Origin of the sequence: Peribacillus sp. Bi134 (assembly GCF_918698065.1) — a bacterium.
In the GTDB taxonomy this organism is placed as follows: domain Bacteria; phylum Bacillota; class Bacilli; order Bacillales; family DSM-1321; genus Peribacillus.
Map to the genome: position 1 here is coordinate 208,859 of NZ_CAKKLN010000007.1, position 25,592 is coordinate 234,450.

Here is a 25,592-nt window from a genome sequence, read left to right on the forward strand (position 1 = left end):
AAATATAAAATTCTGCTTGATGTCTTTTCTTATTTGCTCCAGGGCAATTTAGCGCCGGTTCAAACTGAACCTAAACGACTTTGAATCGCCTTTTCCGCTTCTTCACGGTCATCGAAGTGAAGCACTTCGTCACCGACCAATTGATATGTTTCATGACCCTTTCCAGCTATTAATATAACGTCGCCCTCTTCCGCCTTGGAAACAGCGTAAGCTATCGCCTGCCTGCGGTCTTCGATAACCGTATATTCTTTGCCTGCTACACCAGCTTCCATATCCCGGAGGATCTGGGCAGCATCTTCACTTCGCGGATTATCCGAAGTGAAGATCGGGTCAGTCGCCAAGCTGCATGCAATTTCGGCCATGATGGGACGCTTTGTCTTGTCTCGGTCCCCGCCGCAGCCAACTATCACAAAGATTTTCTTTCTAGCAAACTCACCAACAGTCTTGAGTACATTTTCTAAGCTGTCCGGAGTATGAGCATAATCAACAATGACCGGGAAGTCCTGATTCGCTGTAATGAGCTCAAAACGGCCTGCAACACCTTTTATTTCCTCGATGGATTTAATTGTCTCATCCAGATCGTTACCGGCGCACAGAGCGGCAGAGATGGCAGATAGTACATTATAAACACTGAATTTACCAATTAGCTTCAGCTGAATGTAACGCTCTTCTTTACCTGCTGTCAAGGTGAAAGATGTGCCATTTGCATCAATTTTTATATCCGTGGCCCTGATATCCGCTTCTTTGTCTATGCCGTATGTAACCACTGTCGCAGCAGTCGCTTTAATGAAATCGGCTGTTGCCTCATCATCAGCATTAAGCACAGCATATTTAGGACGATTTTCTATGTAAGCATTGCCGAGCTGTGAGAAAAACAAGGATTTTGCTTGCCTGTATCTGTCCATGGTCTTATGAAAATCCAAATGATCCTGTGTAAGATTCGTAAAGACGGCAATATCATAATCACAGCCATGGACGCGTCCAAGCTCAAGTGCATGAGATGAAACTTCCATAATGGCCGTGGTAACTGATGCTTCGGTCATTTCATGAAAAGCCTTCTGCAGCGTAACGCTATCTGGCGTCGTATTCTTGGTTTCATATACCGTATCGGCAATTTTTGTATACATCGTGCCAATCAAGCCTGTTTTTTCTTGTCGATCCTCGAAAATCTTTTCCAATAAGTGACTGGTCGTCGTCTTTCCATTCGTACCTGTTATTCCGATCAAGCGCATCTTTTGAGTCGGATGGCCATAAAATGCATCGGCAAGCACCGCCATCGCCCTGCTCGAATCCCTGACTACGATCACGGGAACATCGAGGTCAAGCGGCCTTTCGGCAATGACTGCTGCAGCTCCATGTTCTACAGCAAGTTGGGCAAAATCATGACCATCGACTGTATAACCTTTTATACAAACAAATAAACTTCCGTCTATGACTTTACGGTTATCATTTTCAATGGAGGTGATTTCAGGATTCTCTCCTTCATACGGAAATAAGGAGTGTAAATAAGATAGTAATTTGTGAAGCTTCATTTTTCCATCCCTCTCAACTTAATTTGAGGATTCATTATATGTGATTAGCCTCGGCTTGTCGAGAAAACCAATTTCAATTATACGGGGTTATCCCGACTCCGTAAACAAAGCGGCTGATGATTCTTCAGCCGCTTTAACTATTCATATATTATATTATACTTATTCTGTATTTTCGCCAAGATAAATTCTTATTGTAGAGCCTTGTTTTACTTTAACGCCTGGATCCGGGGCTTGATTTATGACTTTATCCCCATTTCCGGCAATATCCAGCTTAAGGTCGATGAGCTGGGTTTGCAACTCTTTTTTGCTGAGGCCCACAACGTCAGGTACCTCGACCATTACGGGATCCGTCCAGACCGTTTCCTTCTCAATCTGGTTTTTCCTTGGCTTGACGCCCATGGCCCTAAGTGAATCCTCCATGATGTTCCCAACGATCGGTGCGGCTACTACCCCGCCGAATTGTACCGTCCCTTTCGGATTATCCACAGCTATATAAACGACGATTTGCGGATCATCCGCTGGAGCGACACCTATGAATGAGAGAATATAATTATTTTCAAGGTATCGGCCATTTTCAGCTTTTTGGGCAGTACCCGTTTTCCCGCCGACCCGGTACGACTCCACGAAAGCTCCTTTACCGCTACCTTGGGCTACAACGGATTCAAGTGCTTGACGGACTTTCTTAGAGGTTGCTTCTGAAATCACCTTTTTCTTCGCCTGTGGGGTCTTTCGCATCAGCACTTCCCCATTTTTTGGGTTCACTAGTTCCTTCGCGATATAAGGTGTATACAAAGTTCCGCCATTCACAGCAGCCGATACCGCTGTCACCTGCTGAATGGGCGTTACGGCAACACCTTGTCCAAACGCAGTCGTTGCCTGCTCAACCGGACCCACTTGATCCATGTTGAACATGATTCCTTTTCCTTCTCCGGTTAAATCTATCCCCGTCTTTTGCCCAAACCCGAAATCATTTATATATTTAAACAGCTTGTCTTTACCAAGCCGGTTCCCTAATTCAACAAACCCCGGGTTACATGAATTCTCGACGACTTCAAGAAAAGTTTGGTCACCATGGCCTCCGCTTTTCCAGCAGTGCAGTGTAGACCCTGACACTTCCACATGACCGGAATCATAAAAATGTTCCTTTTCTAAGTCGACCTTCCCTTCCTCAAGCGCCGCAGCAAGCGTGATGATCTTAAAAGTCGAACCTGGTTCATATATACTCCAAACTGGTAAATTACGATTATACACTTCTGAAGGTACATTTTGGAAATTGGCTGGGTCGAAGGTCGGCCTGCTGGACATTGCCAATATTTCCCCGGTATTCGGGTTCATTGCAATGGCAATTATCCCATCGGGATCATATGTCGCCTCCGCATTATCGAGCTCCCTCTCCACGATTGTCTGGATTTTGCTATCGATTGTTAGCTTCAGGTTATCGCCATCAACAGGAGGCTTATAGTCATCTGCCATATTCTCAAGCCTTTTCCCTTTCGCATCCGAGTAAAATTTAACGAATCCTTTTTCCCCGCTTAGTTCCTTATCATAAGACAATTCAATACCCATCAACCCTTGATTATCGGAGCCCGTAAAGCCAAGAACATGCGAAAGGTATTCACCAAATGGGTAATGCCGCTTTGAATCTTCAGCGATATAAACACCCTTTATCCCTAATGCTTTAATTTCCTTCGCCTTTTCATGAGATATCTTTCTGCCTTCCGGAATCCTGACGCTCATCGCCTGTTTCGTTAACCATTGATAAGCCTTTTCCTTTGTCATATCCAATATTGAAGCAAGCTGTTCCGCCGTCTCCCCTGGATTCTCAATCTGCCTTGGGATGACATAGACCGTTGGCGCAGATATATTCGTTGCCAGCTCGACACCATTCCGATCGAGAATTTCTCCTCGTTTGGCTTCAAAAGGAATATTCCTGCTCCAGGAATCTTTAGCCAGCCCCGTCAACTTATCCCCAAGATAAAACTGTACAATTCCCAATCGGATATCAATGATAAAAAAAACAACGATACCGATCGCCAATGCGATTGCCAGCCGTTTTCGGACAGTAACATTCGAAACACGCAAAAACAGGCACCTCCATTTCATACATGCTTCAATATATGCTTGTCTAATCGATGCTAGACTAGAAACCTTGAAAGAAATAAAGAGGGAATCCATTTGGGATCCCCTCTTTATCTTCACTCTGTTTTCTCTTTAGTCGGTATATCTACACCAGCCCCTTCAGGCTGGGATAATTCAATATTGATGGTTTCTCCTTCCTTTACTTTTTTCCCGGCCTCAAGACTTTGTTTACTCACATATCCAGCACCTTCAGTTTTCAGATCCAGTTTTGCAACCTTAGCCAATTTCATAACATCGCGCAGGGACCATCCTTTCATGTCAGGAACATTCATTTCTCCTTCAGTCCGAAGTATTATCTTTTCACCCTGTAAGAGTATACTCCCGGCTTTTGGGGATTGATCGAGTACTTTACGCCCACTTCCGATCGTACTTACATCATAGCCAAGTTCCTTCAGTTCTTTGACAGCTGAACTCTCGGTTTGATTCGTATAGTCTTTGATTTTATTTGCTTTTTGTTTTTTAACATCAGAAGGTTTGATGTTTAGATATTGCAGGCTATTTTGCATGACAGGATTAAATATCTCTGACAATGGATCAGCCCCAACATAAGATGCACCTAACTTCGGCTGCTTGACCGCCACATACATGACCAACTGTGGATCATCTTTTGGAGCCATGCCTAAAAAGGAGAATACATAGTTATTTTTCCCTTCTAAATATCTACCTGTCGGACCTGGAATTTGTGCGGTACCGGTTTTTCCCGCTACTTCATAACCATCAATGGCATATTTTTTCCCAGTTCCTTTTTTCGCAGAAATTACCGTTTCCAAATAATCACGTACCTGTTTTGCAGTTTCTTCCGAAATCGGTTGCCCTGTCACTTTCGGCTTTGTCGTTTTCAAAGTTTTTCCGGTATCTTGATCGGAGATGCTTTTTATTACGTATGGCCGCATCATTTTTCCGTCATTGGCAATTGCGGATGCAGCTTGGATTTGTTGAATCGGTGTAACGGTCGAACCCTGTCCAAAGGCAGTAGTCACTTTTTCAAGCTTATACTTGTATTGAATTTTACCGGTTATCTCGTTCGGCAGGTCAATTCCCGTTTTTTTATCAAATCCGAACTTAGTCAAATACTCACGAAAAGTATCCGCTCCTATCTTATCCATTGCAAGTGTTGCGAAAGCTACGTTAGAGGAACGCTGAACCCCTTCAAGAAAGGTCATGCTCTTCCCTCTTTCGATTCCGCTATGATCTCCGATTTTCCCCGATCCGGCTTTGTAGGTACCTGCCACAAAACTTTCATTCGGATTAAAGACCCCTTCCTCAACAGCAGCGGCAAGGGTGAATGTTTTCATGGTTGAACCCGGTTCGAATGTTTCTTCAATAGCTAGGTTACGCCATGTATCCGTAAGCCCGACTTTCGTTGTCGGATGGAAGGTAGGCCTTTGCCCCATCGCCACTATCTCCCCCGTTTTTGGATTGGAGACAATCGCTATGATTTGTTCGGGATCGTATTTTTCCTGCACTTTGCTCATCGAATCTTCCAAGAACGTTTGTATTTTCTTATCGATGGTCAGCATGACATCATTTCCATTATCCGGGGCAACCACCTTTTCCTCCTTATCTGGTAAAAGGAAGCCCCATGAGTCACTGTCATATGTCAGCTTCCCATCCGTTTCCTGCAATTCTTTATTGAGGTATCTTTCAATGCCGAACTTACCAGCCATTTCTTCCGTTTCTTCATCCTTTTCTACATAGCCAATCAGATGGGAGGCGAAAATCCCATTAGGATAGAAACGTTTATTGGTTCTTCCGAATGTAATTCCCGGCAGTTCCAATTTTTCTATTTTCTGCTTGACGACCTGAGTCAAGTCCTTGCCGGCACTGCCAAATTCCACCTGGTATGCCCCGTTCGTAAGTCTTTCATAAATGTCCTGTTCATCCATGTCGATATATTTTGCAAGCTTACTAGCGGTCATCTCCGGATCCTTGACATGCTCGGGCTCCTTTTCACTGAGTACAGCCCTTAAGATATAGGAGGAAGTATCCTCGGCGATGACTTCCCCCTTTGTATCGAGTATGCTTCCCCTTTTGGCTTCTATGACCTGTTTTTTTTCATATTTCTTGTCGATTTTTGAAGCCAGTACCTCCCCGCCTGCTGTTCCCGTCACCTGAATATACAAAAAGCGGCAGACTAATACAAAAAAGAGCAGGCCGAATAAGAAGAATAATCCGGCTGCCCCATGCTTCATATTTTTTTGTTTCTGCATTATCACTGCACACCCTTCACATTATTCTCATTTAACTTGAACCCTAGCGCTGCAGCTTTTTTCCAAATTCTTTCGTATGTACTAAGTTCAGCAACCTGCACTTTCAAATCATCATTCACTTTACCCTGTTCTTCAATCGACGTTTCCACTAGCTGGATCTCTTTATTCGTTTCATAGATGGCCGCTTGATTTGAGACAATTTTCACTCCCATGAAGGTAACCATTATAGCAAGGGCACATAGTAAGAAAACTTCACCAATGGATATCTTCGCTTTACGGATGACCACCGTTTGATGTGTCTGTTGCTGCTGTTGGTCTTCATATTGCTGTTCTTGTATTTTTTTGGCTATGGAACTCATTAATGTTCCCCCTTACTGTTTTTTTCTGTAATTATTGCTTTTCGGCGATTCTTAGCTTGGCCGACCGGGAACGATTATTCCCTTCCAATTCTTCTTCCGAAGGTAAAATCGGTTTTCTCGTAATTATTTTCATGGTTGGCTTGAATTCATCCGGGATAACTGGAAGTCCAGGCGGAAGGTCAGGAATGCTACTGGCCTTTTTAAATACCGTTTTACAAATTCTATCTTCAAGAGAATGAAATGTAATGACAGATATTCTTCCCTCTTTATCCAAAAGCGATATGGCCTGCTCCAAGGAGTCTTCAAAAACACCAAGTTCGTCATTCACAGCGATTCTTATTGCTTGGAACACTCGTTTCGCAGGGTGTCCGCCTTTACGTCTTGCCGGTGCCGGTATCCCATCCTTTATTAACTCCACAAGCTCGAACGTCGTTTCAATCGGCTTTATTTCACGTGCCGCTTCAATTTTCCTGGCAATTTGTTTCGAAAACTTTTCTTCTCCATATTGGAAGAAAATTCTCAGTAAATCATGGAATGACCAAGTATTCACGACATCATAGGCAGAAATGGCAGCACTTTGGTCCATCCTCATATCCAAGGGTGCATCATGGTTATAGCTGAAACCACGCTCTGGTGTATCCAATTGTGGGGATGACACGCCTAAATCATAAAGGATCCCGTCCACTTTCTCGATTCCCCGGGCATTCAACTCTTCTTTTAAGTATTTAAAATTATTAGGAACAAGAACAATACGTTCGCCATAGCTTTCCAATTTTTCCTTAGCATTCCGAATTGCCGTTTCGTCCTGATCAAAAGCATAAAGCCTGCCTTTATCAGAGAGCTGTGAAAGCAAGTATTCGCTGTGACCGGCTCCTCCTAAAGTACAATCCACATAAATTCCATCAGGTTTGATGTTCAATCCATCAACCGTCTCTTTTAATAACACTGTTGTATGTTGAAACATGCTAGACATCCTTCCAATCGGTTATTGAGTGACTCTATTTCTGAGGGCAGCCTTAAATATCAAAGCCAATCATATTTTCTGCTATCTCAGCGAAAGAATCCTCCGAAGCTGAAAAATAGTTTTCCCAAAGGGATTTGCTCCAAATCTCAATACGATTGGTAACACCAAGAATTACACATTCTTTTTCCAATTGGCCATATGAAGTAAGCGGCGTGGGGATATTAATTCGCCCTTGTTTATCAATTTCGCATTCTGTAGCTGCAGAAAAGAAAAAACGGGTAAAGGCTCGGGCATCTTTTTTTGTTAAGGGCAGGGCTTTCAGCTTTTCTTCAAGCAGCTTCCACTCTTCCATAGGATAACCAAATAAACATTGATCGAGTCCGCGGGTAAGAACAAATTGCTCCCCGAGATTTTCCCTGAATTTCACCGGGACTATCAAACGGCCCTTAATATCGATGTTATGATGGTACTCTCCCATGAACATACCCACTACCCCCACATTCTAATCTCAATGTACCACATTCCCCCACCTTTCTCCACTTGTTTTTACTTTCTCCTTCCAAGTAAAAATTCCCTTCTTTTCTTCTTAAGTTTATTTAGGCAAATTATTCAAAGAACCGCGCGTTTCCCTCGAATGGACTCAGACTAAGACGCAGACCCTCTATTACTGTCGAAGGACTACCGGACAAGTGCCCAGGAAACAAAAAAAAAGACAGGCTTTAGCACCTGTCTTTTTTTTACTTTTTAATCCCTCCGTCAGGATTGGTAAGTCGCAACCCATTAAAAAAATGATTAGTCCGCCACTTTTCCCCAAAACGGATGATTTTCTAAATGAAAATCAATTTATGCTGATTATTGAACCGGTATTCCAGTTTCATCATATCCCGAACGAACTCTGGCCCATATTGATTCAAGTAATAAAACACATTCCAAATCCGCTCCTGGGGTGATTCAAGAGGGTAAAGTGAATTTGCTATCCGTTCATATTTCTTCAATATGACCGAATGCCGTTCCTTTGTACGGTCACCGATTTTGCCATACATGAAATTCAATTGCTTTTGGATGAATTCGATGTTTTTGTTCAACATCGGCTCAAGTCCTCTATCTAAAGAGACAGCATGGACAAATAGCTTTTCATGGTTCTCTTCAAGCTGCGATTTCAGCGTCCCAAACAGATTGTCAATCGTCTCATCCTTTACGGAATCAAGGTAACTTTTCACCGCATTAGCGGTTCCTTCAGTCAGAACAGTTTCCAAACTGAGTTCCATTTCTTCAAGATCGCTATGGATACTGCGCTCCACCAGCGTGATGTTTAACCTAGGAATGATTGGCGGCATCTTCATGGAAAACAACTCAAATACCTTTTTCAATTCGGCCCAATAAGCTATTTCCCCTGGCCCCGAAACGAAAGCCAATACAGGGAAAAGCATTTCCTGCATAAGCGGGCGTGTAATGACATTGTTGCTTAATCGTTCCGGATGGTTTTTGGCTATCTGCAAGAGTTCCAGCTCGGTAAATGATACCTCACCGTTTTTTCCGCTGAAACCGCCTTCTACACGCTCGAGTAAACATCGATCTTTTTTTTCTGGATCATAATAAAATAAATTAGCAGCCTGTTTATCCATTTCAATCATTTTTGCATACCCTTTCGCATGCATGAATGATTGCTGTTCCTCGACCATTTCAGCAATCCGTCCACTTTCATTGACCATCGATTCAAAATATGCCTTCTCAATTCGCCTTAATTCCGGATCTCCGGCATCGACTAGTAAAAGTCCATATTCTTTGAACCATTCATGAATCAGCCTGGCGAAGAATTCGACGAAGGTATTCGATTGCTTAATGGTTTCCTTCATATCAATCAGGAGTTTATTCGTAAAGGCCGTTTCCCCATATGTTTCAATGATTTCCTCAAGCCATTTCTCTGCCTTTTCCGTTTCCAGCTCCACGTCAGAAACCATTGTTTTATACGGTTGATAGGAAGGATAGGTTTTTTTATCGGGTTTACCATTTTTCATGACATAAACATGATTGACTTCAGCTAAATCATGATCTTCTCCAGCTATCCAAAAAACCGGAATGACTGGCTGCCCCAATTCTTTTTCCTGTTCTTCCGCAAGCTTAATGATCGAAATCACTTTATGAATGGTATACAGCGGCCCTGATAATAACCCAGCCTGCTGTCCTCCAATCACAACCACGGAATCATCCCTGCGCAACCTTTCAATATTCCCATTAACTGCCTCACTGAATGAAAGACGAGACATGTATTGTTGTATGTAATCCGACAATTCATCACGTGAAAAAGAGCGGTTCATCAATTCACTATATCTATTGTGATAAATGTCAGGCTTTGCTAAGTCATAGTGAAAATAATCCTCCGTTTCAAGACGGTTTTGTAAATAGTCCGATGCAAAACGGTTTAAAGATGGTAACGCGAGATCTTTCATCTCCATTTCTGTTCTCCCTTTCTCTGCAACTACAATTCTTTTTAGAGTATAACATTCCGGTTTAAGAAAACAAAAGAAGTTGCCCAGCAGCAGAAAATTGATGCGATGTTCTATGTTATGTAGTCAATATCTTCGTAATACTTGTTATTATACCAATGGAAAATAATAGAAGGTAAGCCACAAAAAAGAAGGCGAAGTTCACTCTCCAAAAACCCTTTAATACCTTATGGAAAATGATTTCTTCTTTTACCTTGTAATGGACAAGGACCACCAAGAATGCGTTAACGATCATGATGAGCATGATCACCCAAAGAATTTGCTTATCCCAAATCGTAATGATCAAATAATGGACGGATAGTACGAACAGCAGCGTACTCATGTCCATTGCAAATTGAACGGAGCGCCTATGGTTCCCAGTGAATTGTTTGGCACTAATAAAAAAAAGTATATACCCTGCGAAAGGCAAGGTAATAAATATCGCGGCAAGGTTTGAAACTACGTACGGCACATCCTCATCCCCCCTGAGACTCTTTTCCTTTGACCATCTTATATAGAGAAGACGTCAGGCAATAACTTTTCCCTTTGCTCTTTGCCTCCGAGAGGATATGACCCAAAATGGCATCAATTTCCGTTTGACGGCCATTTTCTAAATCTTTTAGCATCGATGATCGATTTCCAGCTGTTGCCATACAAACGGACCTCACATTTTCGAATGACTCATCCTTATTTTGAACTTCCAAAATACCGGAAACTTCTTCAAAAAGGTCTTGAAACAATTGGTAATAAAAAGGATTGGTGATCAAACCTCCATTTTCCACGCCAAGTATCGCTGTTAATGGATTTATCACTGCATTGACGACAAGCTTATCCATCAGCATCGAGTGAAAATCCTCACTCTTCGCAAAAGGAAAATGATCGATCCTTTCATCCACTAACGATAGTTGCTCAAGTTCCCCTTTAAAGGAAGCGATCCTTGTTATGCCGAGCCCTGTATGCTCGACGGTATTCCCGTCATGTTTCAATGCCCCATGCTCCACTACCCCCACATATATGCTCGGGGATTGAAGCTGCTTCAAATAAGAAATATGCCCATAGCCATTCTGCAAGAATAGCAATGGAACCTGAATACCTTTGATTCTAGGCAATATTTGCGGCAGGTGATATTGCTTGACGGCCAATATAAGAAAATCCACATCCGATATCCCTTCATCCAGACCCATAGAAATGATGCTTGTCAGCAGCCGGCTTTCACCACCCGCAATAAGGCGGATTCCATCACGTTGGATGATGGACGCCTGATCCGCAGTATGAGTATAGAGAGTCACACTATGTTTCTCACTTAAATGAGACGCAAACAGCAGCCCGATGGCCCCTCCCCCAATGATTCCAATTCTCATAATACCCTTCCTTACTTTTTGAAATATATTTACTATTTTATCACATTATCTTTTTTATCCTGCATCAATTTCACATCAACAACTTTGGAAACGCCGTCAACCTGATTGCATGGAGTTTACCCGCCATCAACAAGGCTCGCCATAAAATATCAATGGAAAGAATTATTAATAAGCCATTGAAGATATATTCTCTTCTTTAAGCGTTAATTTAATGGTATATTAGATACGAAAAGCTTAGCCATTTTGAAGACTTTATAGGAACAAAAGATAACTCCAATCTCTACCCACGAATTTTGAAGGGAAAAGGGCGGGGGATAAAAGGCTATAAGCATTTATCAGCTAGGATAAATCGATGATGTCATACTAGATATAACCTAAGCTGGAATTCCACATGGTAAAGGTCAGTGGGATGACTTTCAAAGGGTACTATCGGAAGAGGTTTATCAGAATTAAGGGGGAGCTTTTTTATGGAATACAAGGTTGAACGATTACTTGTAAATTTTAAAACGCTTGAGGAATTCAAAAAATTCAAAGAATACGGGATACAGGAACTGTCCATGCTCGATGATTTAGAGGCTAACATCATTGAAAATGACAGCCAATCACCTTTTTACGGAATCTTTTATGGCGACAAACTTGTAGCCCGCATGAGCCTGTATAAAAGAAGCGCTAAATTTGACCGGTACTTTGACAATTCTAGGGACTTCCTTGTTCTCTGGAAACTTGAAGTCCTGCCTAACTATCAGAAAAAAGGTTATGGAAGAGCTTTGGTTGAATTCGCCAAAAGCCTGAACATGCCTATCAAAACCAACCCAAGAGTTCATTCACAAGACTTTTGGAAAAAGATGGGCTTTTCTGCTGTTTCCTATGATTTGGACAGGGACCTTGGAGAAAACCCGCTGATTTGGAGCCCATTTGACATACAAGATAAAAAAGAAATAGATACGCAGGAATAGGAATACCAAGAAAAATGCGGGCGGATTTTCCCACCCGCATTTTTCATTTATTGACCCTTTCCAAATTACCATTCTTATCCATTTGGAAACTTACCTTCGGATTCGTCTTTTCGTCCTCTTGTACACTAAGCTTTCTTGCACGCTCCATGATCTGCATTAACGCACGATAATCTTCCTCAACAGCTTTCAGGTTTTCTTGGAGCAAAGCATTCTCTTCCAGCAATCGGACATTTTCCTGTTCAAGAAATAGGGACCGCTCAGAAATCCGTTCTTTTTCCTTATTATCAACCTGAAAGAATTCATCCATTTTGGTTAAATATAATATAACTTCCTGAAGGGTGATAGATTCTTTATCTTCATGCCGGGGGGGCTTTTCTTCAATCGTGACATTTTCCACCGCCGCTACCGAATCCCTTTCCATTTCAGGATTATTGACCACCTGTTCTTTCCTTTGTTTTTTCGCCAGCTCTATCCCTGATTTATATTGCTTCCTTACAAATGAGTTCCAACGGAACCCACAAGCAGCAGATGTTCTCGATAGCTGTTTCCCCACTTCTTCAAACGCCTTTAATTGTGTACTGCCTTCTCGTATATGCCTTAGCACCACTTCAGCCAACAACAGATCCTCATCATGAGTCCATGCATCTTGTCTCGCAATCGTCATCTCTCTACCTCCTTAGCAAGTTTTAATTCATAATATGCACATGCTAGGGAAGATAGAAGATATATAGAGCGTGTAATATTTATTTTTTCTTATTTAAAAAACGATCGACTGCAGCGTGATGCTCATCACTCGCCCACAGTTTAGAACATTCCCGGATTTCCGCATCCATTCTCCCTCTAAGCCCGCTACCCTGCCATTTATGGACCAGCAATCGCTTATAGGCCATCAATACCCCTGTCTCATGGCGAAGAAAATCTTCTGCGAACCTTTCCCATCCATCCGCACCTTCTCCGACTATCTCATCTACGAAACCCAATTCCTTTGCTTCCTCGGCTTTATGTATTTTTGCATCCAATAATAGCTTTAGCGCTTTTTGCCCTGATATTTTTTCAAGTAAAAGTGAAGCTCCGCCCCAGCCTGTCGTTATTCCCAGAGTACCTTGTACAAACCCCAGCTTAACTTCCCTCTTTGCTAATCTGAAATCACAAGCAGTCGCAATTTCGCATCCACCGCCTAAAGCACTTCCATTGATGAGCGCTATTGTTGGTTTTGGGAAAACTGCTAGTTTATATAGAATTTCACCCATTTTCGATAACATAGCAAAGGCCTCTTCTTCTGTACGCAAATCCTGAAATTCCCTTAGATCCCCGCCTGAACAGAATGCCTCGGAGCCCGCCCCTGTCAGGACCAGCAACTTAACTTCATCATCGCATGCAGCTTCTGACAATATCGACTCGAGTTCGTCCATCAATTGATAATTCACGGCGTTCCTTTTCTCCGGTCTATTAAACAGGAGCTTCATGAAACCGCGTTCATCCTTTTCAACATTAATTACTTGATCCACGTAAACACCATCTCCGAAACCATCGGCAAACATAGATGATTCAAAATATTCTGCCAAATATATTTGTAAAAAAAGCACAGAGAAAAATCCCTGCGCTTTGATTAGCGTGTTGCATCAAGAAAGCAAAGCTCTCAAGTAGGTCAAGAAATTATTTTGCGACAACTTCTTTTCCTTTATATGTTCCACATTCTTTACAAACGTGATGTGAAAGAGTCATTCCACCACAGCTCGGGCATTCTACCATACCAGGTACTTGAAGCTTGAAGTGTGTACGACGTTTTCTTTTTACAGTTTTCGACGTTCTTCTAAAAGGTACAGCCATTATTCCCACCTCCTTAAAAAATATAAAAAAGCTGGAAAAATCGGATTAACGATTTTTCGTTCCAATCAAGATTCTTTATTGTTGTCAAAAAAGTCGGCAAGCTTTGCAAATCTCGGATCAACCTTATGCTCATTTTCCTCTTCAGAAATAACAGCCCAGTCTTTTCCGGATTGAGGAGCAGCTTCATTCGAATCGACATCCTCACAAAAAACCTGCATCGGAATTTCTAGCAATAAATTTTCTTTAATTACCGGTATTAAGTCTACAACGTCACCTTCCACAACAGTGACATCGTCTCCGTAGAAATCGGCGCCATCTGCCTTTAAAAGAAAGGTTTCCTTTGTATCAATATCAATCGGATATTTAACGTCTACCAGTGTACGGGAGCAAGGTAATGTTAATTCACCTGAAAGATGCAAGTGAAAAGTAATCTCGGTCGAGCTGATATCAGCTCTTCCTGCTACTCTGATCGGAGAAACATCGCGAATTTGCGGGTCTCTTTCTCTAATGTCCAAGACATCCACCAGTTCATCAAACCGTAAATCTTTGTCCCGAATTTTTTGAAGTTGACTAATCGTCCATTTCAATTGAAATCACCTCAAGGCAACAAAAATAATTATAGCTTTCAATTATAAGTTTGTCAATATTTTTTCTTTACACTATAATGTAGTCATCCTAACTGATTGTCTAGGTTTAAGAATCATTACAAACAAAAAAATCCGGACGAATACTTATAGTTATTTTACTTGAAATACTATTTTAGCACTAAGTTGATAAAATACAAAGTTTTTCTCTGAGGTGATCAAATGAAAGCTTGCGGTTTAGTAGTCGAATATAACCCTTTTCATAATGGACATGTTTTACATGCAAGAGAAAGTAGAGAAAAAACAGGGGCAGATGTAGTGGTGGCTGTCATGAGCGGGCCCTTTTTACAGCGCGGCGAGCCCGCTATCGTCAGCAAGTGGACCCGTGCCGAAATGGCCTTGAATGGCGGCATAGATCTTGTCATTGAACTTCCCTATGCTTTCGCGACACAGAAGGCGGAGATATTTGCAAAAGGATCTATTTCCCTTTTGGAATCCCTTGGCTGTGAATCCTTTTGCTTCGGAAGCGAGGATGGCCGAATTGAACCATTCATCACCGCACACAGAATTCTTTCGGATAATTCCGATGCATTCGATGCTGCAATTAAATCGGCTATGGATGCCGGTAATAGTTATCCGGCCAGTGCTGCCCAGGCTTATCGTTCGATCATCAATGATGAGGCGGCATTGGATTTGACGAAGCCAAATAATATTCTTGGAAAGGAATATGTAAGTGCTGCCCTATCAAATGGCTACTCCATCCGCCCTTATACGATTCAAAGGGTCGCTGCCGGATACCATGAAACAAAGTTGTCCAAAGACCCTATTGCCAGCGCAACGGGGATACGTAAAGCCATTCATGAACACAGGGAATTAAATCCTGTTTCCAGTTATATTCCTCAGCCGACAATGTATGGTCTTGAGCAATATTTAACGCGCTACCAAGCCTTGCATGACTGGGAAATGTATTGGCCCCTTTTGAAATACCGAATCCTTTCTTCCTCTTTAATCGAATTGGCAGGGATATACGAAATCGAGGAAGGCATAGAACACCGAATAAAGGAGATGGCCAAACAATCTTCGAGCTTTTCTGGATTCATGGCAGATCTGAAGACAAAACGCTACACATGGACACGACTACAGCGGATGTGCGTCCACATACTGACCCATACATTAAAAGAACAGATGATTCACAATGAACAACCAGCCTATATCAGACTTCTTGGCATGAATGGCCGGGGACAAGAATACCTTCGCACTGTAAAAAAAGGCTTACCCCTCCCGCTCATCTCTAAACTTTCGTCCTATCAGAAGCAGGACATCGATACGGACTTGCGAGCGGCACAGGTGTATGCACTTGGCTTGTCCGAACCGTATCAGGCTGCCTTGATGAAACGGGAATATGAATCCCCCATCATTTTCAAATGAAGAAAGGTTTAAGCTTGGCCCTTCCATCCTTAATAGTAAAAAAAAAGCGCAAACAGTAGTTGACTGCCTGCGCTTTTTTTCATTTTTCCTTTCCTTTCAGCTTCGTTAAATAGGCTATTGCATCATCAAAGTTGTCAACCGGTACGATCTTCATATCCGTGTCGATATCCTTTGCTGCAATGAGTGCATCTTCATAATTCGAACCTGCTGCTCCGTTTTCATTTGGGGCAAAGAATATTTCCGCTCCAGATTTATCGGCTGCAACTATTTTCTGTTGAATTCCGCCAATTGGACCGACTGTCCCATCATCAGACATCGTTCCCGTACCCGCTATGTCATAGCCACTTGTAAGATCGCCTTTTGTTAATTGATTATAAATCTCCAATGAAAACATTAAACCAGCCGAAGGACCGCCTATTTGTTCTGAATCTATGGCAATCGCCGGTTTTGTGATCACTTTTCGATTGTCATCCAGCGAAATGCCTATTCCGACCCTATTTGGGTCATTTTTAAAAGGCTGCAATGAAAGAACGGCCGTTTTCTCCGTCTCTTCCCGCTTATACACTATTTTCACTTCATCTCCAGCCTTTTTTCCGTTAATGTAGTCCATGAATTCCTGTGCAGACTTGAATTTAACGTCATCGACCTGTATGATTTGATCGCCCGCTTTCAGTTCTTTAGCTGCCGGCATTCCTTTTAGCACGTCCAAAACATATACACCCAGGTACTCGTAATCGACTTCTTTCCCTGCTTTTTCATATGCGATCTGAATGGCATTATTTTTAGAACCATCCATTAAGTGCAGCTGCCTGATATTATATTCTTCATCTGTTTCATCTTCGCTTCGAATGGAGGTTTCCGGATAAAGCTCCTGATATTTGCTCCATTTCGCCAGCATGTAGGAATATATATTCGCCCGGCCCATCCTTACAGTGGTTAACATAAAGCTTCCTTTTGCTTCATCTCCTCCGGATACCTCAATGATTGGCTCCAATTCTTTAGCCATTCCTGGTTTTGATACATAAAAAGGTAGGGAATAAAGGGCTGATGCTATGAGAAGTATAGCCACCACCAGGAAAGTGCGTACATATATTTTACGGCTCATCTTCAAAGGACTCCTTCCAAGTAACAATACACTGCTTAATTTGATCTATCTTACCTCTTGCAGCTTCTTCTCCAATACTAATTATTTCCTGAACGTTTGTAAATGATTTAGAGCTGTATTTCTCAACCCTGGGGCGTATCATGACGTCTGAAGCAAACTCCCTGCTTTTAACAAGTTCCATTTGCAGGATATCGAGGCTTTGCATGATTACATCATAGATGGAGTTTATCTCCATATCCTGTTTCACGTGGGCTACATCCACACCAATTATGATGTCTGCTCCCATATCCTTCACGACTGAAACAGGAACCCTGTCAACAACGCCGCCATCAACAAGCAGTCTGTTTCCGATTTTTTCGGGAATGAAAATGCCGGGAATGGAAATGCTTGCCCTTACAGCCGGTGCGATTGGGCCTTCCTGAAAAATGACTTTTTCCCCAGTTTTTATATCAGTGGCGACGACCGCCACAGGAATATCAAGTTCTTCAAATTTCTTGCCATATGTAAATACCCTGATTAAATCCTTTGTCCGTTTACCCGAAATGAAGCCCATTTTAGGTATGGTGAAGTCTAAATAATACTTTCGCTTAAATGCACGGGACAACTTATACAGCCTCTCGATATCCGAACCCGCTCCATAAAAGGCTGCAACCATAGCTCCCATGCTGCTTCCAGCAATCATATCTATCGGAATGCCTTCTTGCTGTAATACCTTTATCACGCCAATATGTGCAAACCCCCTAGCTCCTCCTGACCCAAGTGCAAGCCCGACTTTTGGTTTCGACAAAGATATCCCTCCCGCTATAACTAGTTCAAAATATTGAAATAACACTCATTCAAAGTTATGGTCTTAAACGGATTTATAGAAGCATATTATTTATATTGACAGTGAAACAAGCATGGCAGATATAAACTATGCCAGCCAATAAAGTGCAGGGTTTCATTGAAATTCCATTGTGAGGGACATCCTCATTTATACATGTCGGAACAATCCACATTTCATCATGCGCTTACTTTTCGAGAAAAGGAAGTTCATATTTTATTATATACGAAACGAACTGCCCTTATTTAGTAACCTTCAAGAGGAGGCTGAATTTTGCTAAAATCAAAATCTAAAACAGTACTGTTAGCTACCTCCGTCACGATGATGGCAGTTGGCTTGATCATCTTCCCCCAAGAATCCTTTGAAGCTTCCAAAGGCGGACTCAATATTTGGTGGACAATTGTGTTTCCTTCGCTTCTACCTTTCTTGATTTTCTCGGAGTTATTAATCAGTTTTGGGGTTGTCAGGTTCATTGGTGTCATGCTAGAACCATTTATGCGTCCCTTATTCCGTGTACCAGGAGTGGGCGGTTTCGTTTGGGCGATGGGACTTGCATCAGGATTTCCAGCTGGAGCGAAATACACCGTGAGGCTTCGTCAGGAAGAACAATTGACACGCATTGAAGCCGAAAGACTCGTTTGTTTTACTAATTCATCTAATCCATTGTTCTTGTTCGTTGCCGTTGCCGTAGGGTTTTTCCACAATCCTCATTTAGGGATCATCCTTGCACTTTCCCACTACCTAGGAAATTTTTGTGTAGGCATCATCATGCGTTTTTACCGTTGGAAAGAAGAAAAATCGCATACTAAAGTAATGACCAAGCTCCCCTCCATAAGACAAGCTTTTAGCCAAATGCATCAAACCAGAATAAAAGAAACAAGACCATTTGGCAGTTTACTTGGAGATGCGGTACTTTCATCCATCCAAACCCTATTAATGATCGGGGGATTCATCATTCTCTTTTCGGTGGTGAACAAGCTTTTATTTCACATGAACATTACCGGATTGCTAGCATCGTGGGTCGGAGGAATTTTACATATTTTTAATTTCCCGGATTCCTTAAGCCTCCCCTTCATATCAGGCATGTTCGAAATGACTCTTGGTTCAAAATTAACCAGTACGGTCGAAGATGCGACACTCTTTCAGCAAACTGTGATGACTAGTTTCATCTTAGCTTTCAACGGTTTCAGCATTCAAGCGCAGGTTGCCAGCATCATAGCCGCAACAGACATTCGTTTCACTCCCTTTTTTCTTGCTAGGATAGCACATGGCCTTTTGGCATCCATTATTACCATCTTGCTTTGGGAGCCATTCTATAAAGGCAATATGTACAGCGGCAGCCCGTTAAACGCATTCCCAGTCAGCGGATCCGGTGAACACGTGAATTCCCTATATCAGAACATGCTTGATTTCGGCCCCATTTTAACACTCTTGTTCTTGATCCTATACATCATCATATTTACCAAAAGGCTATTCAAAGGCCTTTCTTAAACCAAAAAAAAGAGCATTGCGCGTAGGCAATGCTCTTTTTTCTATCCTTTCAGTTCCTCGTACTTTTTGGCCAGGGCTTTCTGGACGACGTTTGGCACTAGTTCGGAGATATCTCCACCATACTTCGCTACCTCTTTTACGATACTTGAACTCAAGAAAGAATATTGATTTTTCGTCATGATAAAGAATGACTCTATTTTATTGTTTAGGAATCGGTTCATCGAAGTTCCCTGCATTTCATATTCAAAGTCGGAAGTCGCCCTCAATCCCCTGATAATGGCATTCGCGGAAACGCTTTCAGCATAGTCGACCGTCAATCCCTGATAGAAATCCACTTTAACATTCGGCATATGGGCAGTCGCCTCAGTAATCAATTCCAGTCTCTCCTCCACTGTAAAAAGTGAATTTTTCGCTGAATTGTTCACGATGACCACATATACCTCATCAAAAACATTCGCTCCCCTTTGAATGATATCAAGATGACCAAATGTTATTGGATCAAAACTCCCCGGACAAATCGCTATTTTGGACATTCATAGTTCCCCCTGTTCGTGTACATTTCCCCATTGATAAATCGTAACGGCAATGACGCCATAAACTTCTTTTCTCTTAACGGTAAAGTCACCAACTTTTTCTGGCAATGTAACATCATGGCCATGCTCACAAACAATGTATCCCATATCGTTCAGCAATCGGTATTTATGTATTTCTTCAAGAATCTCGACTAGCTTTTGTTTCTTATAAGGTGGATCAAGAAAAATCAATTCAAAAGTCATTTCCCTTTTCACCAAAGCCTTCAGTGCACGCTCTGAATCATTTTTATAAACTTCTGCACGGTCTGAAAACTTGCATAGTTCCAAATTGGCCTTAACCGTTTGATTTGCTTTAAAATCCCGGTCGACAAATATGGCTTTATCCATGCCTCTGCTTAACGCTTCAATTCCCAGTCCACCGCTCCCGGCAAACAAGTCGAGGACTAGCCCTCCTTCGAAATAAGGACCAATCATATTGAAAATGGATTCCTTGACTTTATCAGTAGTCGGCCGGGTTCCTGTACCCGGTACAGCCTTAAGTGGTCTTCCTTTGCAAATTCCGGAAACGACCCTCATAATCCTCACCACATTTTATGACAAATTTCTGTTACTTTCCTATCCTAACATATTAGAAAAAGCTAGCCAATATTTAAACCCATTTGGCTTCATTTCCAAGATGAAAATCAACGTATCATTTTGGACCATGGATTCTTATTATAAATCTTTTACATTTTGAATAATAATGTGGTTTTTGGCAATAATGTGAATAACAACATTCCTTTTTAGGTGTTGTTGCCAACCGCGGAGAAGGCTTACGTTTCCCCATAAGCTCTTCCTCCGGTTTCTCCTCTCCCTTTGCCTTCTGGTCCTTAGTTAGACATAGAAGGACCCTGCATATTTTTGCAGGGCTTTTTTTTGTTAAATCTCTGATATCTAAGTGTCTTTGTCATGCTTCATCAATGAAGTTGTCCTTCTCTTTTATGAGGGATAATGATAAAGTAATGAATAATAAGTTAGTTAGGAGAGGTTTAATTGATTCAACGTTTTATTGAAATTGGACAAGGATATTCCGATATATATGAGTTGCTGGAAGTAGGACGCAATCAGAAACATCGAGTTGCAAGGCTTTTGGCCATGCATACTACTATAAATGATAAAAAGGTAACGTCATTGGTAATCGTCATGCACCCAACAGATCCCGGGAAATTCCAGCCGCTTTACATTTGCCGCGAAGGTATACCGAACCCTCATGCCACCAAAAACAAACGCTATGAGCTTTTTGAGAGCTTGGCGGAGGAACTGGATAGACCGATTATTGAAATCGACGTGAAACCTTCGGTGCTCTTTGCAGAAATCGAGTTGTACTACCAACACTTAATCGGCATTTTGCGAATGAATAGATATCTGCCCCCATTAGGTTGAGAAATGTTGATGCCCTGAAATGAAAAAGGCTGACTCCGCATGAGTCAGCTTTTTTTAAATTCCCATTTTATAATCATATTCTTTCGCTTTATCCGGTTTGGAGTTTTCGAACTCCACCTTCAAAAAAGGCTTGTAAGAAAGGTCCACTTTTTTAACGAACGAATAATTATTCAGCTTTTCCACTAGTGGCTCCACTTCATCCATATTCGTATAAAGCACCACATATTTCAACTTTTTTGAAACATAATGGATATTTCCAAATTTCCTAAGCATTTTGGCTTGTTTTAATGTATGTAAATAGACGATGATTCCCTGTCTCGCTCCAAGCATATCAATAACTCCCTTTTATAAAGGTTTTAACTAAGTGTAGCATAGCAGAATCTTTACTTTCAACCAAGAAAAAAGATTATAAACGAAATTCTCTCACTATTATGAATATAAACACTGTGAAGGGAGCCTAACAAACGATGGATTTAAACCAAATTTGGCATCAATTTATTGATCATCTATTAGATAATGAAGAAATTACCCAAGCTTCGATAAAAAAGTTCACAGGTATACCATTTTTATATATCCATTATCATCCGGCTCAAAATAATAATAGTAAGCTTTCTTTTTTAATAAAAAAAGCCGCAAGCCTTTCAATGCGTGGCAAGCAGCTTCATTGTGAAACCATTTTCGTACGGCAGGAAGAACATTTATATGTATTCCGGCACCGTTTTTATGTGCCGCAGCAAAAGATGTTTTGCTGCGGCAACCTATGTCCGGATTGTATTTTATATCGCAGTTAATCCCTTTGTCACGTATCCGGAATATAAATAACAAGAAAATCTTTATACATTCATCGGTTCATTGAACAATGTCTCGACGAAGGTTCCTTACATGACACAGCCACCGAACTCCGTAGTAATTTCGAATTTCGATGGCTGCATTCAATATACCGGCCTATTGTTCACAATATGGCAATTACCTTAAGCAGAGCATCCGCAGCTTCCGCCGGTTCCGCAGCTTCCCGTTGAACATCCACCGGATGAAACAAAAAATGGATTCCCCGCTGGAGTTTTGACCTGTTCAGAAACAGCTCGGCCAATCCTTCCGCTTATTTCATCAAGAACGGATTGCAATTCGGTCTCAGCCCGCTTAAACTCAGCAACGGCAGGATGCATATCCATGTCTCGTTTAGCTTGCCTGGTTTCTAAATTGATGCGTTTATAATCCGGATGATATTTACCGAACCTTTGAACATCTTCAAATAGATCCTTTAGCGAAGTAAACTTGGAAATTTTCCGCTGAGCCTCTTTGTCGCTTTGTAATTTATATAAACTAAGGAGGTATTCTTCCCCTATTTCAGAATGAAGGATCATTTCAGCTAATCCATCAGCCTGTTGTAAAATGTCGATGATTTCCATAGTAGCAAGCATTAACAAGCTCACCTCCACAACCATTTTACCATTTCTCCCTGTTAGATGCTAATGGTTTGATTAAATCGAGGAAGTGATATGTACCTCAATCTCTTTTTGCAGCCCTGTTTTTTCACCTGAACCATTCAAAATCTCCAGCTTGATTTTATGCTTGCCATTCGGGACTTCCTTTAAGATAAATGCTGCCGTTTTCATATCGACTTTCTTTTGATTATCAATAAATACGGACACAGTTGCCAACTGTTCTGGATTTGATTCAGAAAAACCATAGTTTTTCAAGTAGCACTCTACATAGACAGAGTTGCCTTTTACAAAAGTTTTTACCCGAAAGTCCTCATCTGAATTTCGGATGCCCGATACAGTGGTGGCAGCTTTAAGTGTAGAAACACTTTGTATGGCTACTCCTGAATTCTCAGGTTCCGGTATTTTCTTCCCACAACCCGACGCTGCCATCAACACTGTTAGAGCCAATATCAACTTTCTCATTCCATCGTCCCCCTTTTGCCTTTATTGTTCGCCAAAAGGAGTAATTTACTCTTTTTTTCTTCATTCACCTGAAACATTCATCGCTTGAAACATATGAAGCATCATGGAGGCGACCTGAACGCTTTCCGAAAATTTAGAGACCCGATGCGGAATCGACTTTTCAAAATAATATTTCGCCTCGGTTTCAAACACATCCACTTCATGGGGATTACGCATTAACCTTCTGTACCATCCAGGCTGAACCCTCAAGTAATTTCGCATATCTTCGTTTGTTTGGATGAATTCATATATATTCTGACGCATGAAAAACCCTCCTTAATCTTTTGTGAATAAAAAAGGGTTAGCTCTCTGCTCTTTTTCTTTTGGGGGAGGACTTGTATCACCTGATTTATTCCCTTGGAAAGCAGATAGCACTCCTTGGATTGCACCGATGGCCTGATTGGCATTCGTAATATATTGTTGAATCTGCCCCATATCCATATTTTTAACTGCACTCATTAACGAACCGATCAACTCAGTGCTTTGGTCCCCCTTTTCGTCCGGCGGTGATGGGGATTCTGTATTCACTTTGGTCTCACCCACACTGCCTTCAGCCTGCCAGCGTGGATGATCATCCCCGAGTAAATACCACTCTTCAAAAAGTTCCTGCCATGTTGCTTGTTTGCTTCTCACTTCATTCACTAAATGAGGATGCTCCTTTACAAACTCCCGAAATCGATCCACGGAGGGCCGTTTTCTTTTTGCCATTACTCTCACCTCACACTTAGACATCGCCTATTGCACCATATGCTAAAGGTAAATAAAAAGTGCATCACATTCCATTTTAAATCCAATTGGATGTTCCAAAGCAAAAAAGGATGTATTTTCATGCGCGTGAATGTGACTTAATCAATGACATCCAGAACCTGGCTGTAGCTGCAGATGAAATAGAGTTATCTGATTCATCGGGAATTGTTTCAGGGTTAAAAGCCAAAGTAGAGCAAGGGAACCGCTCTTATTTTTCAATCCCGCTGCAATTAAATAAGGATGTAAGCGAACAGGTGACGACACTCACGATGGCCATGCCTGACACACCTCTTGATTGAACAAGACTCATGAAGGCATGGTGGCAACCTTCCGTTACTGCGGATATCCAAGTTCGTTACGTAATACCTTCCATTGCCGTTTGCGTGCAAATGCAAATTGACGTAGGCAAACTTATCATAGAGGGGAAGGTCCAGCGCGAGGATGGATGGGGAACTTTGCGCTATTTCCAGAACAAGAAAACGGACCCAAACGGATCCGTTTTTTTTATCTCTTTATGAAATTCTGAGTGTAATACTTTTTATATACCCCGACGCCCAGACCTGTAAATTCCTCGTTCAGCATCGCATCCCGATGACCTTTGCTATTTAGCCAGCCTTCCATGACTGCAGCTGCGTCCACATAATTAGCCGCTATATTTTCACCTGCTGCCCTGTATTTTACATGACCTGCATCGAGACGCTTTTCCAAATCCCCATTTGTTTCAGAAACATGGGTTCCTTCAGGTGTGTCCGTCATTTCACGGCTATGAAGGTAGGCAACCCTTGCTGTTGGAGCATCCCATTCTAAAGGCTCCAAATCAAACCGGCTGCGCATTATATTCGTAATATCGAATATTTGCTGCTCATTGCCATCTTCCACTTTCGCCATGTCTTCCTCAGAAAGATCCTTAATTGTCACAAGCTCACCATGATAGGTCAACTCATACGGCTGTTGTTTCAATAGGGCCGAATCATTCAAAAATCGGATGCTTGAAACAGTCCCTGTGAATTTATCCAAATAAAGCTGAACATTGATATTCCCTAAATCAATCAACGGTCTCATGTTCATGTCTTCCTCCGACAATTCGAAACGATAGGAACTGTCACCCACTTCAATATCAACAGTAGGTTCCACATATAAGCTGGAATAGATGGCATCAATCGATTGTCCAATTTTAAAAGGAGCGACATTGACCTCATCACCGATCCCATAAGCAGATACCACTTTTCCATTTTCAACGGCTAATTGAAAATAATTATTATAATTCTTTTTATATACCCACCATTCATATCCATATGCGGACATATCAATTCGATCTGGCTTACCGTATTCCTTTTCTATCTCTTTTGCATTTTTCCCGATTGTTACTGCCAGACCTTCTGTCACTTTAGTAACCCCTTCCTTTTCAGAGGAAGGGCTTTTTTCATTTATATGTCCATTGGGGTTAACACCTTTGTTACCATCAATAAGAGGGTTCCCTTCATCTTCATCGCCGATATTAAGATAAATACCGATTACGAAAAAAATAACGATCAACACCAACACCTTACCTAAATTGCGCAGAGGAACACTCCCTCTCTCTATCTAATTTATGTATCCAATGCAAAAAACCTTTCTTTCCTGATTATATCACTGTTCAATCATAATTTTCTAATTTACGATAGACTGCCCCTTCA

General features: G+C 41.7%; 29 protein-coding genes. 6 read left to right on the forward strand and 23 right to left on the reverse strand.

Features of this window, described 5'->3' with window-relative positions; genetic code table 11:
- Positions 1–59 precede the first annotated feature (59 nt).
- The 9 genes from LQ188_RS17180 to LQ188_RS17220 form a co-directional block, all read right to left on the reverse strand.
- The gene (locus tag LQ188_RS17180) at positions 60–1,532 is read right to left on the reverse strand and encodes a UDP-N-acetylmuramoyl-L-alanyl-D-glutamate--2,6-diaminopimelate ligase (RefSeq protein WP_101224578.1); all 1,473 of its coding nucleotides are present in this window, start codon (positions 1,530–1,532) and stop codon (positions 60–62) included.
- A 159-nt stretch (positions 1,533–1,691) separates the two neighbouring features.
- The gene (locus LQ188_RS17185) at positions 1,692–3,614 is read right to left on the reverse strand and encodes a stage V sporulation protein D (RefSeq protein WP_230177554.1); all 1,923 of its coding nucleotides are present in this window, start codon (positions 3,612–3,614) and stop codon (positions 1,692–1,694) included.
- Positions 3,615–3,727: 113 nt separating this feature from the next.
- Entirely contained in the window at positions 3,728–5,881 is a 2,154-nt protein-coding gene (locus LQ188_RS17190) for a penicillin-binding transpeptidase domain-containing protein (RefSeq protein WP_230177555.1), read from the reverse strand.
- Positions 5,882–5,883: 2 nt separating this feature from the next.
- On the reverse strand, positions 5,884–6,240 hold the full coding sequence (gene ftsL, locus LQ188_RS17195) for a cell division protein FtsL (RefSeq protein ID WP_101224576.1): 357 nt from the start codon (positions 6,238–6,240) through the stop codon (positions 5,884–5,886).
- A gap of 31 nt (positions 6,241–6,271) precedes the next feature.
- Positions 6,272–7,204: a 16S rRNA (cytosine(1402)-N(4))-methyltransferase RsmH gene (gene rsmH, locus LQ188_RS17200; protein ID WP_101224575.1), complete on the reverse strand. Its 933-nt coding sequence runs from the start codon at positions 7,202–7,204 to the stop codon at positions 6,272–6,274.
- Between the two features lie 52 nt (positions 7,205–7,256).
- Positions 7,257–7,688, reverse strand: coding sequence for a division/cell wall cluster transcriptional repressor MraZ (gene mraZ, locus LQ188_RS17205; RefSeq protein ID WP_034313914.1), 432 nt, complete (start codon positions 7,686–7,688; stop codon positions 7,257–7,259).
- Between the two features lie 343 nt (positions 7,689–8,031).
- The gene (gene bshC / locus LQ188_RS17210) at positions 8,032–9,660 is read right to left on the reverse strand and encodes a bacillithiol biosynthesis cysteine-adding enzyme BshC (RefSeq protein WP_230177556.1); all 1,629 of its coding nucleotides are present in this window, start codon (positions 9,658–9,660) and stop codon (positions 8,032–8,034) included.
- Positions 9,661–9,769: 109 nt separating this feature from the next.
- Positions 9,770–10,162, reverse strand: coding sequence for a DUF3397 domain-containing protein (locus LQ188_RS17215; RefSeq protein ID WP_101224573.1), 393 nt, complete (start codon positions 10,160–10,162; stop codon positions 9,770–9,772).
- Positions 10,163–10,166: 4 nt separating this feature from the next.
- Positions 10,167–11,051: a 2-dehydropantoate 2-reductase gene (locus LQ188_RS17220; protein WP_230177557.1), complete on the reverse strand. Its 885-nt coding sequence runs from the start codon at positions 11,049–11,051 to the stop codon at positions 10,167–10,169.
- Positions 11,052–11,518: 467 nt separating this feature from the next.
- Here LQ188_RS17220 and LQ188_RS17225 point away from each other — a divergent pair, with 467 nt between their 5' ends.
- Positions 11,519–12,007 carry an N-acetyltransferase gene (locus LQ188_RS17225; protein WP_101224571.1) on the forward strand — a complete coding sequence of 163 codons (489 nt, stop codon included), beginning with the start codon at positions 11,519–11,521 and terminating at the stop codon, positions 12,005–12,007.
- A gap of 43 nt (positions 12,008–12,050) precedes the next feature.
- On the opposite strand, the gene LQ188_RS17230 is transcribed toward LQ188_RS17225, so the two are convergent.
- The 4 genes from LQ188_RS17230 to LQ188_RS17245 all read right to left on the reverse strand — a co-directional run bounded on the left by LQ188_RS17230 (position 12,051) and on the right by LQ188_RS17245 (position 14,424).
- Positions 12,051–12,671, reverse strand: a complete 621-nt coding sequence (locus tag LQ188_RS17230; protein ID WP_230177558.1) for an RsfA family transcriptional regulator — start codon at positions 12,669–12,671, stop codon at positions 12,051–12,053.
- A 79-nt stretch (positions 12,672–12,750) separates the two neighbouring features.
- Positions 12,751–13,593, reverse strand: coding sequence for an enoyl-CoA hydratase/isomerase family protein (locus LQ188_RS17235; protein WP_230177560.1), 843 nt, complete (start codon positions 13,591–13,593; stop codon positions 12,751–12,753).
- Positions 13,594–13,663: 70 nt separating this feature from the next.
- Complete coding sequence (rpmF, locus tag LQ188_RS17240; protein WP_034313929.1) at positions 13,664–13,837, reverse strand: 50S ribosomal protein L32; 174 nt, start codon at positions 13,835–13,837, stop codon at positions 13,664–13,666.
- A 65-nt stretch (positions 13,838–13,902) separates the two neighbouring features.
- On the reverse strand, positions 13,903–14,424 hold the full coding sequence (locus LQ188_RS17245) for a DUF177 domain-containing protein (RefSeq protein ID WP_098371093.1): 522 nt from the start codon (positions 14,422–14,424) through the stop codon (positions 13,903–13,905).
- Positions 14,425–14,643: 219 nt separating this feature from the next.
- Between LQ188_RS17245 and LQ188_RS17250 the strand changes: the two genes are divergently transcribed.
- Complete coding sequence (locus LQ188_RS17250) at positions 14,644–15,849, forward strand: nucleotidyltransferase (RefSeq protein WP_230177562.1); 1,206 nt, start codon at positions 14,644–14,646, stop codon at positions 15,847–15,849.
- 79 nt (positions 15,850–15,928) lie between these two features.
- Here the strand turns inward: LQ188_RS17250 and LQ188_RS17255 are convergent, their stop codons facing one another.
- Complete coding sequence (locus LQ188_RS17255) at positions 15,929–16,954, reverse strand: SepM family pheromone-processing serine protease (RefSeq protein WP_230177563.1); 1,026 nt, start codon at positions 16,952–16,954, stop codon at positions 15,929–15,931.
- Positions 16,944–17,741 carry a patatin-like phospholipase family protein gene (locus LQ188_RS17260; protein WP_101224567.1) on the reverse strand — a complete coding sequence of 266 codons (798 nt, stop codon included), beginning with the start codon at positions 17,739–17,741 and terminating at the stop codon, positions 16,944–16,946. Before LQ188_RS17260 ends, LQ188_RS17255 begins: the two co-directional genes overlap by 11 nt.
- 309 nt (positions 17,742–18,050) lie before the next feature.
- On the opposite strand from LQ188_RS17260, the gene ylbJ reads away from it, so the two are divergent.
- Complete coding sequence (ylbJ, locus tag LQ188_RS17265) at positions 18,051–19,268, forward strand: sporulation integral membrane protein YlbJ (protein ID WP_230177565.1); 1,218 nt, start codon at positions 18,051–18,053, stop codon at positions 19,266–19,268.
- A 41-nt stretch (positions 19,269–19,309) separates the two neighbouring features.
- Here the strand turns inward: ylbJ and coaD are convergent, their stop codons facing one another.
- Both coaD and rsmD read right to left on the reverse strand, forming a co-directional pair.
- On the reverse strand, positions 19,310–19,801 hold the full coding sequence (coaD, locus tag LQ188_RS17270; RefSeq protein WP_098865200.1) for a pantetheine-phosphate adenylyltransferase: 492 nt from the start codon (positions 19,799–19,801) through the stop codon (positions 19,310–19,312).
- A complete protein-coding gene (gene rsmD, locus LQ188_RS17275) occupies positions 19,802–20,377 on the reverse strand; it encodes a 16S rRNA (guanine(966)-N(2))-methyltransferase RsmD (protein WP_034313946.1) in 576 nt (191 codons plus the stop codon).
- A gap of 456 nt (positions 20,378–20,833) precedes the next feature.
- Between rsmD and LQ188_RS17280 the strand changes: the two genes are divergently transcribed.
- On the forward strand, positions 20,834–21,223 hold the full coding sequence (locus LQ188_RS17280; RefSeq protein WP_230177567.1) for a methylthioribose kinase: 390 nt from the start codon (positions 20,834–20,836) through the stop codon (positions 21,221–21,223).
- Positions 21,224–21,277: 54 nt separating this feature from the next.
- On the opposite strand, the gene LQ188_RS17285 is transcribed toward LQ188_RS17280, so the two are convergent.
- Positions 21,278–21,553, reverse strand: a complete 276-nt coding sequence (locus LQ188_RS17285; RefSeq protein ID WP_048684554.1) for a YlbG family protein — start codon at positions 21,551–21,553, stop codon at positions 21,278–21,280.
- 137 nt (positions 21,554–21,690) lie between these two features.
- Between LQ188_RS17285 and LQ188_RS17290 the strand changes: the two genes are divergently transcribed.
- A complete protein-coding gene (locus LQ188_RS17290; RefSeq protein ID WP_101224564.1) occupies positions 21,691–22,014 on the forward strand; it encodes a hypothetical protein in 324 nt (107 codons plus the stop codon).
- Between the two features lie 180 nt (positions 22,015–22,194).
- Here LQ188_RS17290 and LQ188_RS17295 read toward each other — a convergent pair whose 3' ends face one another.
- From LQ188_RS17295 to LQ188_RS17310, 4 genes are read right to left on the reverse strand one after another with little or no spacing between them, the layout of a single operon-like run.
- Positions 22,195–22,644, reverse strand: coding sequence for a YlbF family regulator (locus tag LQ188_RS17295; RefSeq protein WP_063232132.1), 450 nt, complete (start codon positions 22,642–22,644; stop codon positions 22,195–22,197).
- A gap of 60 nt (positions 22,645–22,704) precedes the next feature.
- A complete protein-coding gene (locus tag LQ188_RS17300) occupies positions 22,705–23,130 on the reverse strand; it encodes a hypothetical protein (RefSeq protein ID WP_101224563.1) in 426 nt (141 codons plus the stop codon).
- Positions 23,131–23,190: 60 nt separating this feature from the next.
- A complete protein-coding gene (locus LQ188_RS17305; RefSeq protein ID WP_101224562.1) occupies positions 23,191–23,433 on the reverse strand; it encodes a YlbE-like family protein in 243 nt (80 codons plus the stop codon).
- 12 nt (positions 23,434–23,445) lie between these two features.
- Positions 23,446–23,877, reverse strand: a complete 432-nt coding sequence (locus tag LQ188_RS17310) for a YlbD family protein (protein ID WP_230177569.1) — start codon at positions 23,875–23,877, stop codon at positions 23,446–23,448.
- A gap of 110 nt (positions 23,878–23,987) precedes the next feature.
- Between LQ188_RS17310 and LQ188_RS17315 the strand changes: the two genes are divergently transcribed.
- Positions 23,988–24,215 (forward strand): hypothetical protein, encoded by a 228-nt coding sequence (locus tag LQ188_RS17315; RefSeq protein WP_230177571.1) that lies wholly within the window; start codon positions 23,988–23,990, stop codon positions 24,213–24,215.
- Positions 24,216–24,420: 205 nt separating this feature from the next.
- Here LQ188_RS17315 and LQ188_RS17320 read toward each other — a convergent pair whose 3' ends face one another.
- Entirely contained in the window at positions 24,421–25,455 is a 1,035-nt protein-coding gene (locus LQ188_RS17320; protein WP_230177573.1) for a CAP domain-containing protein, read from the reverse strand.
- Positions 25,456–25,592 lie beyond the last annotated feature (137 nt).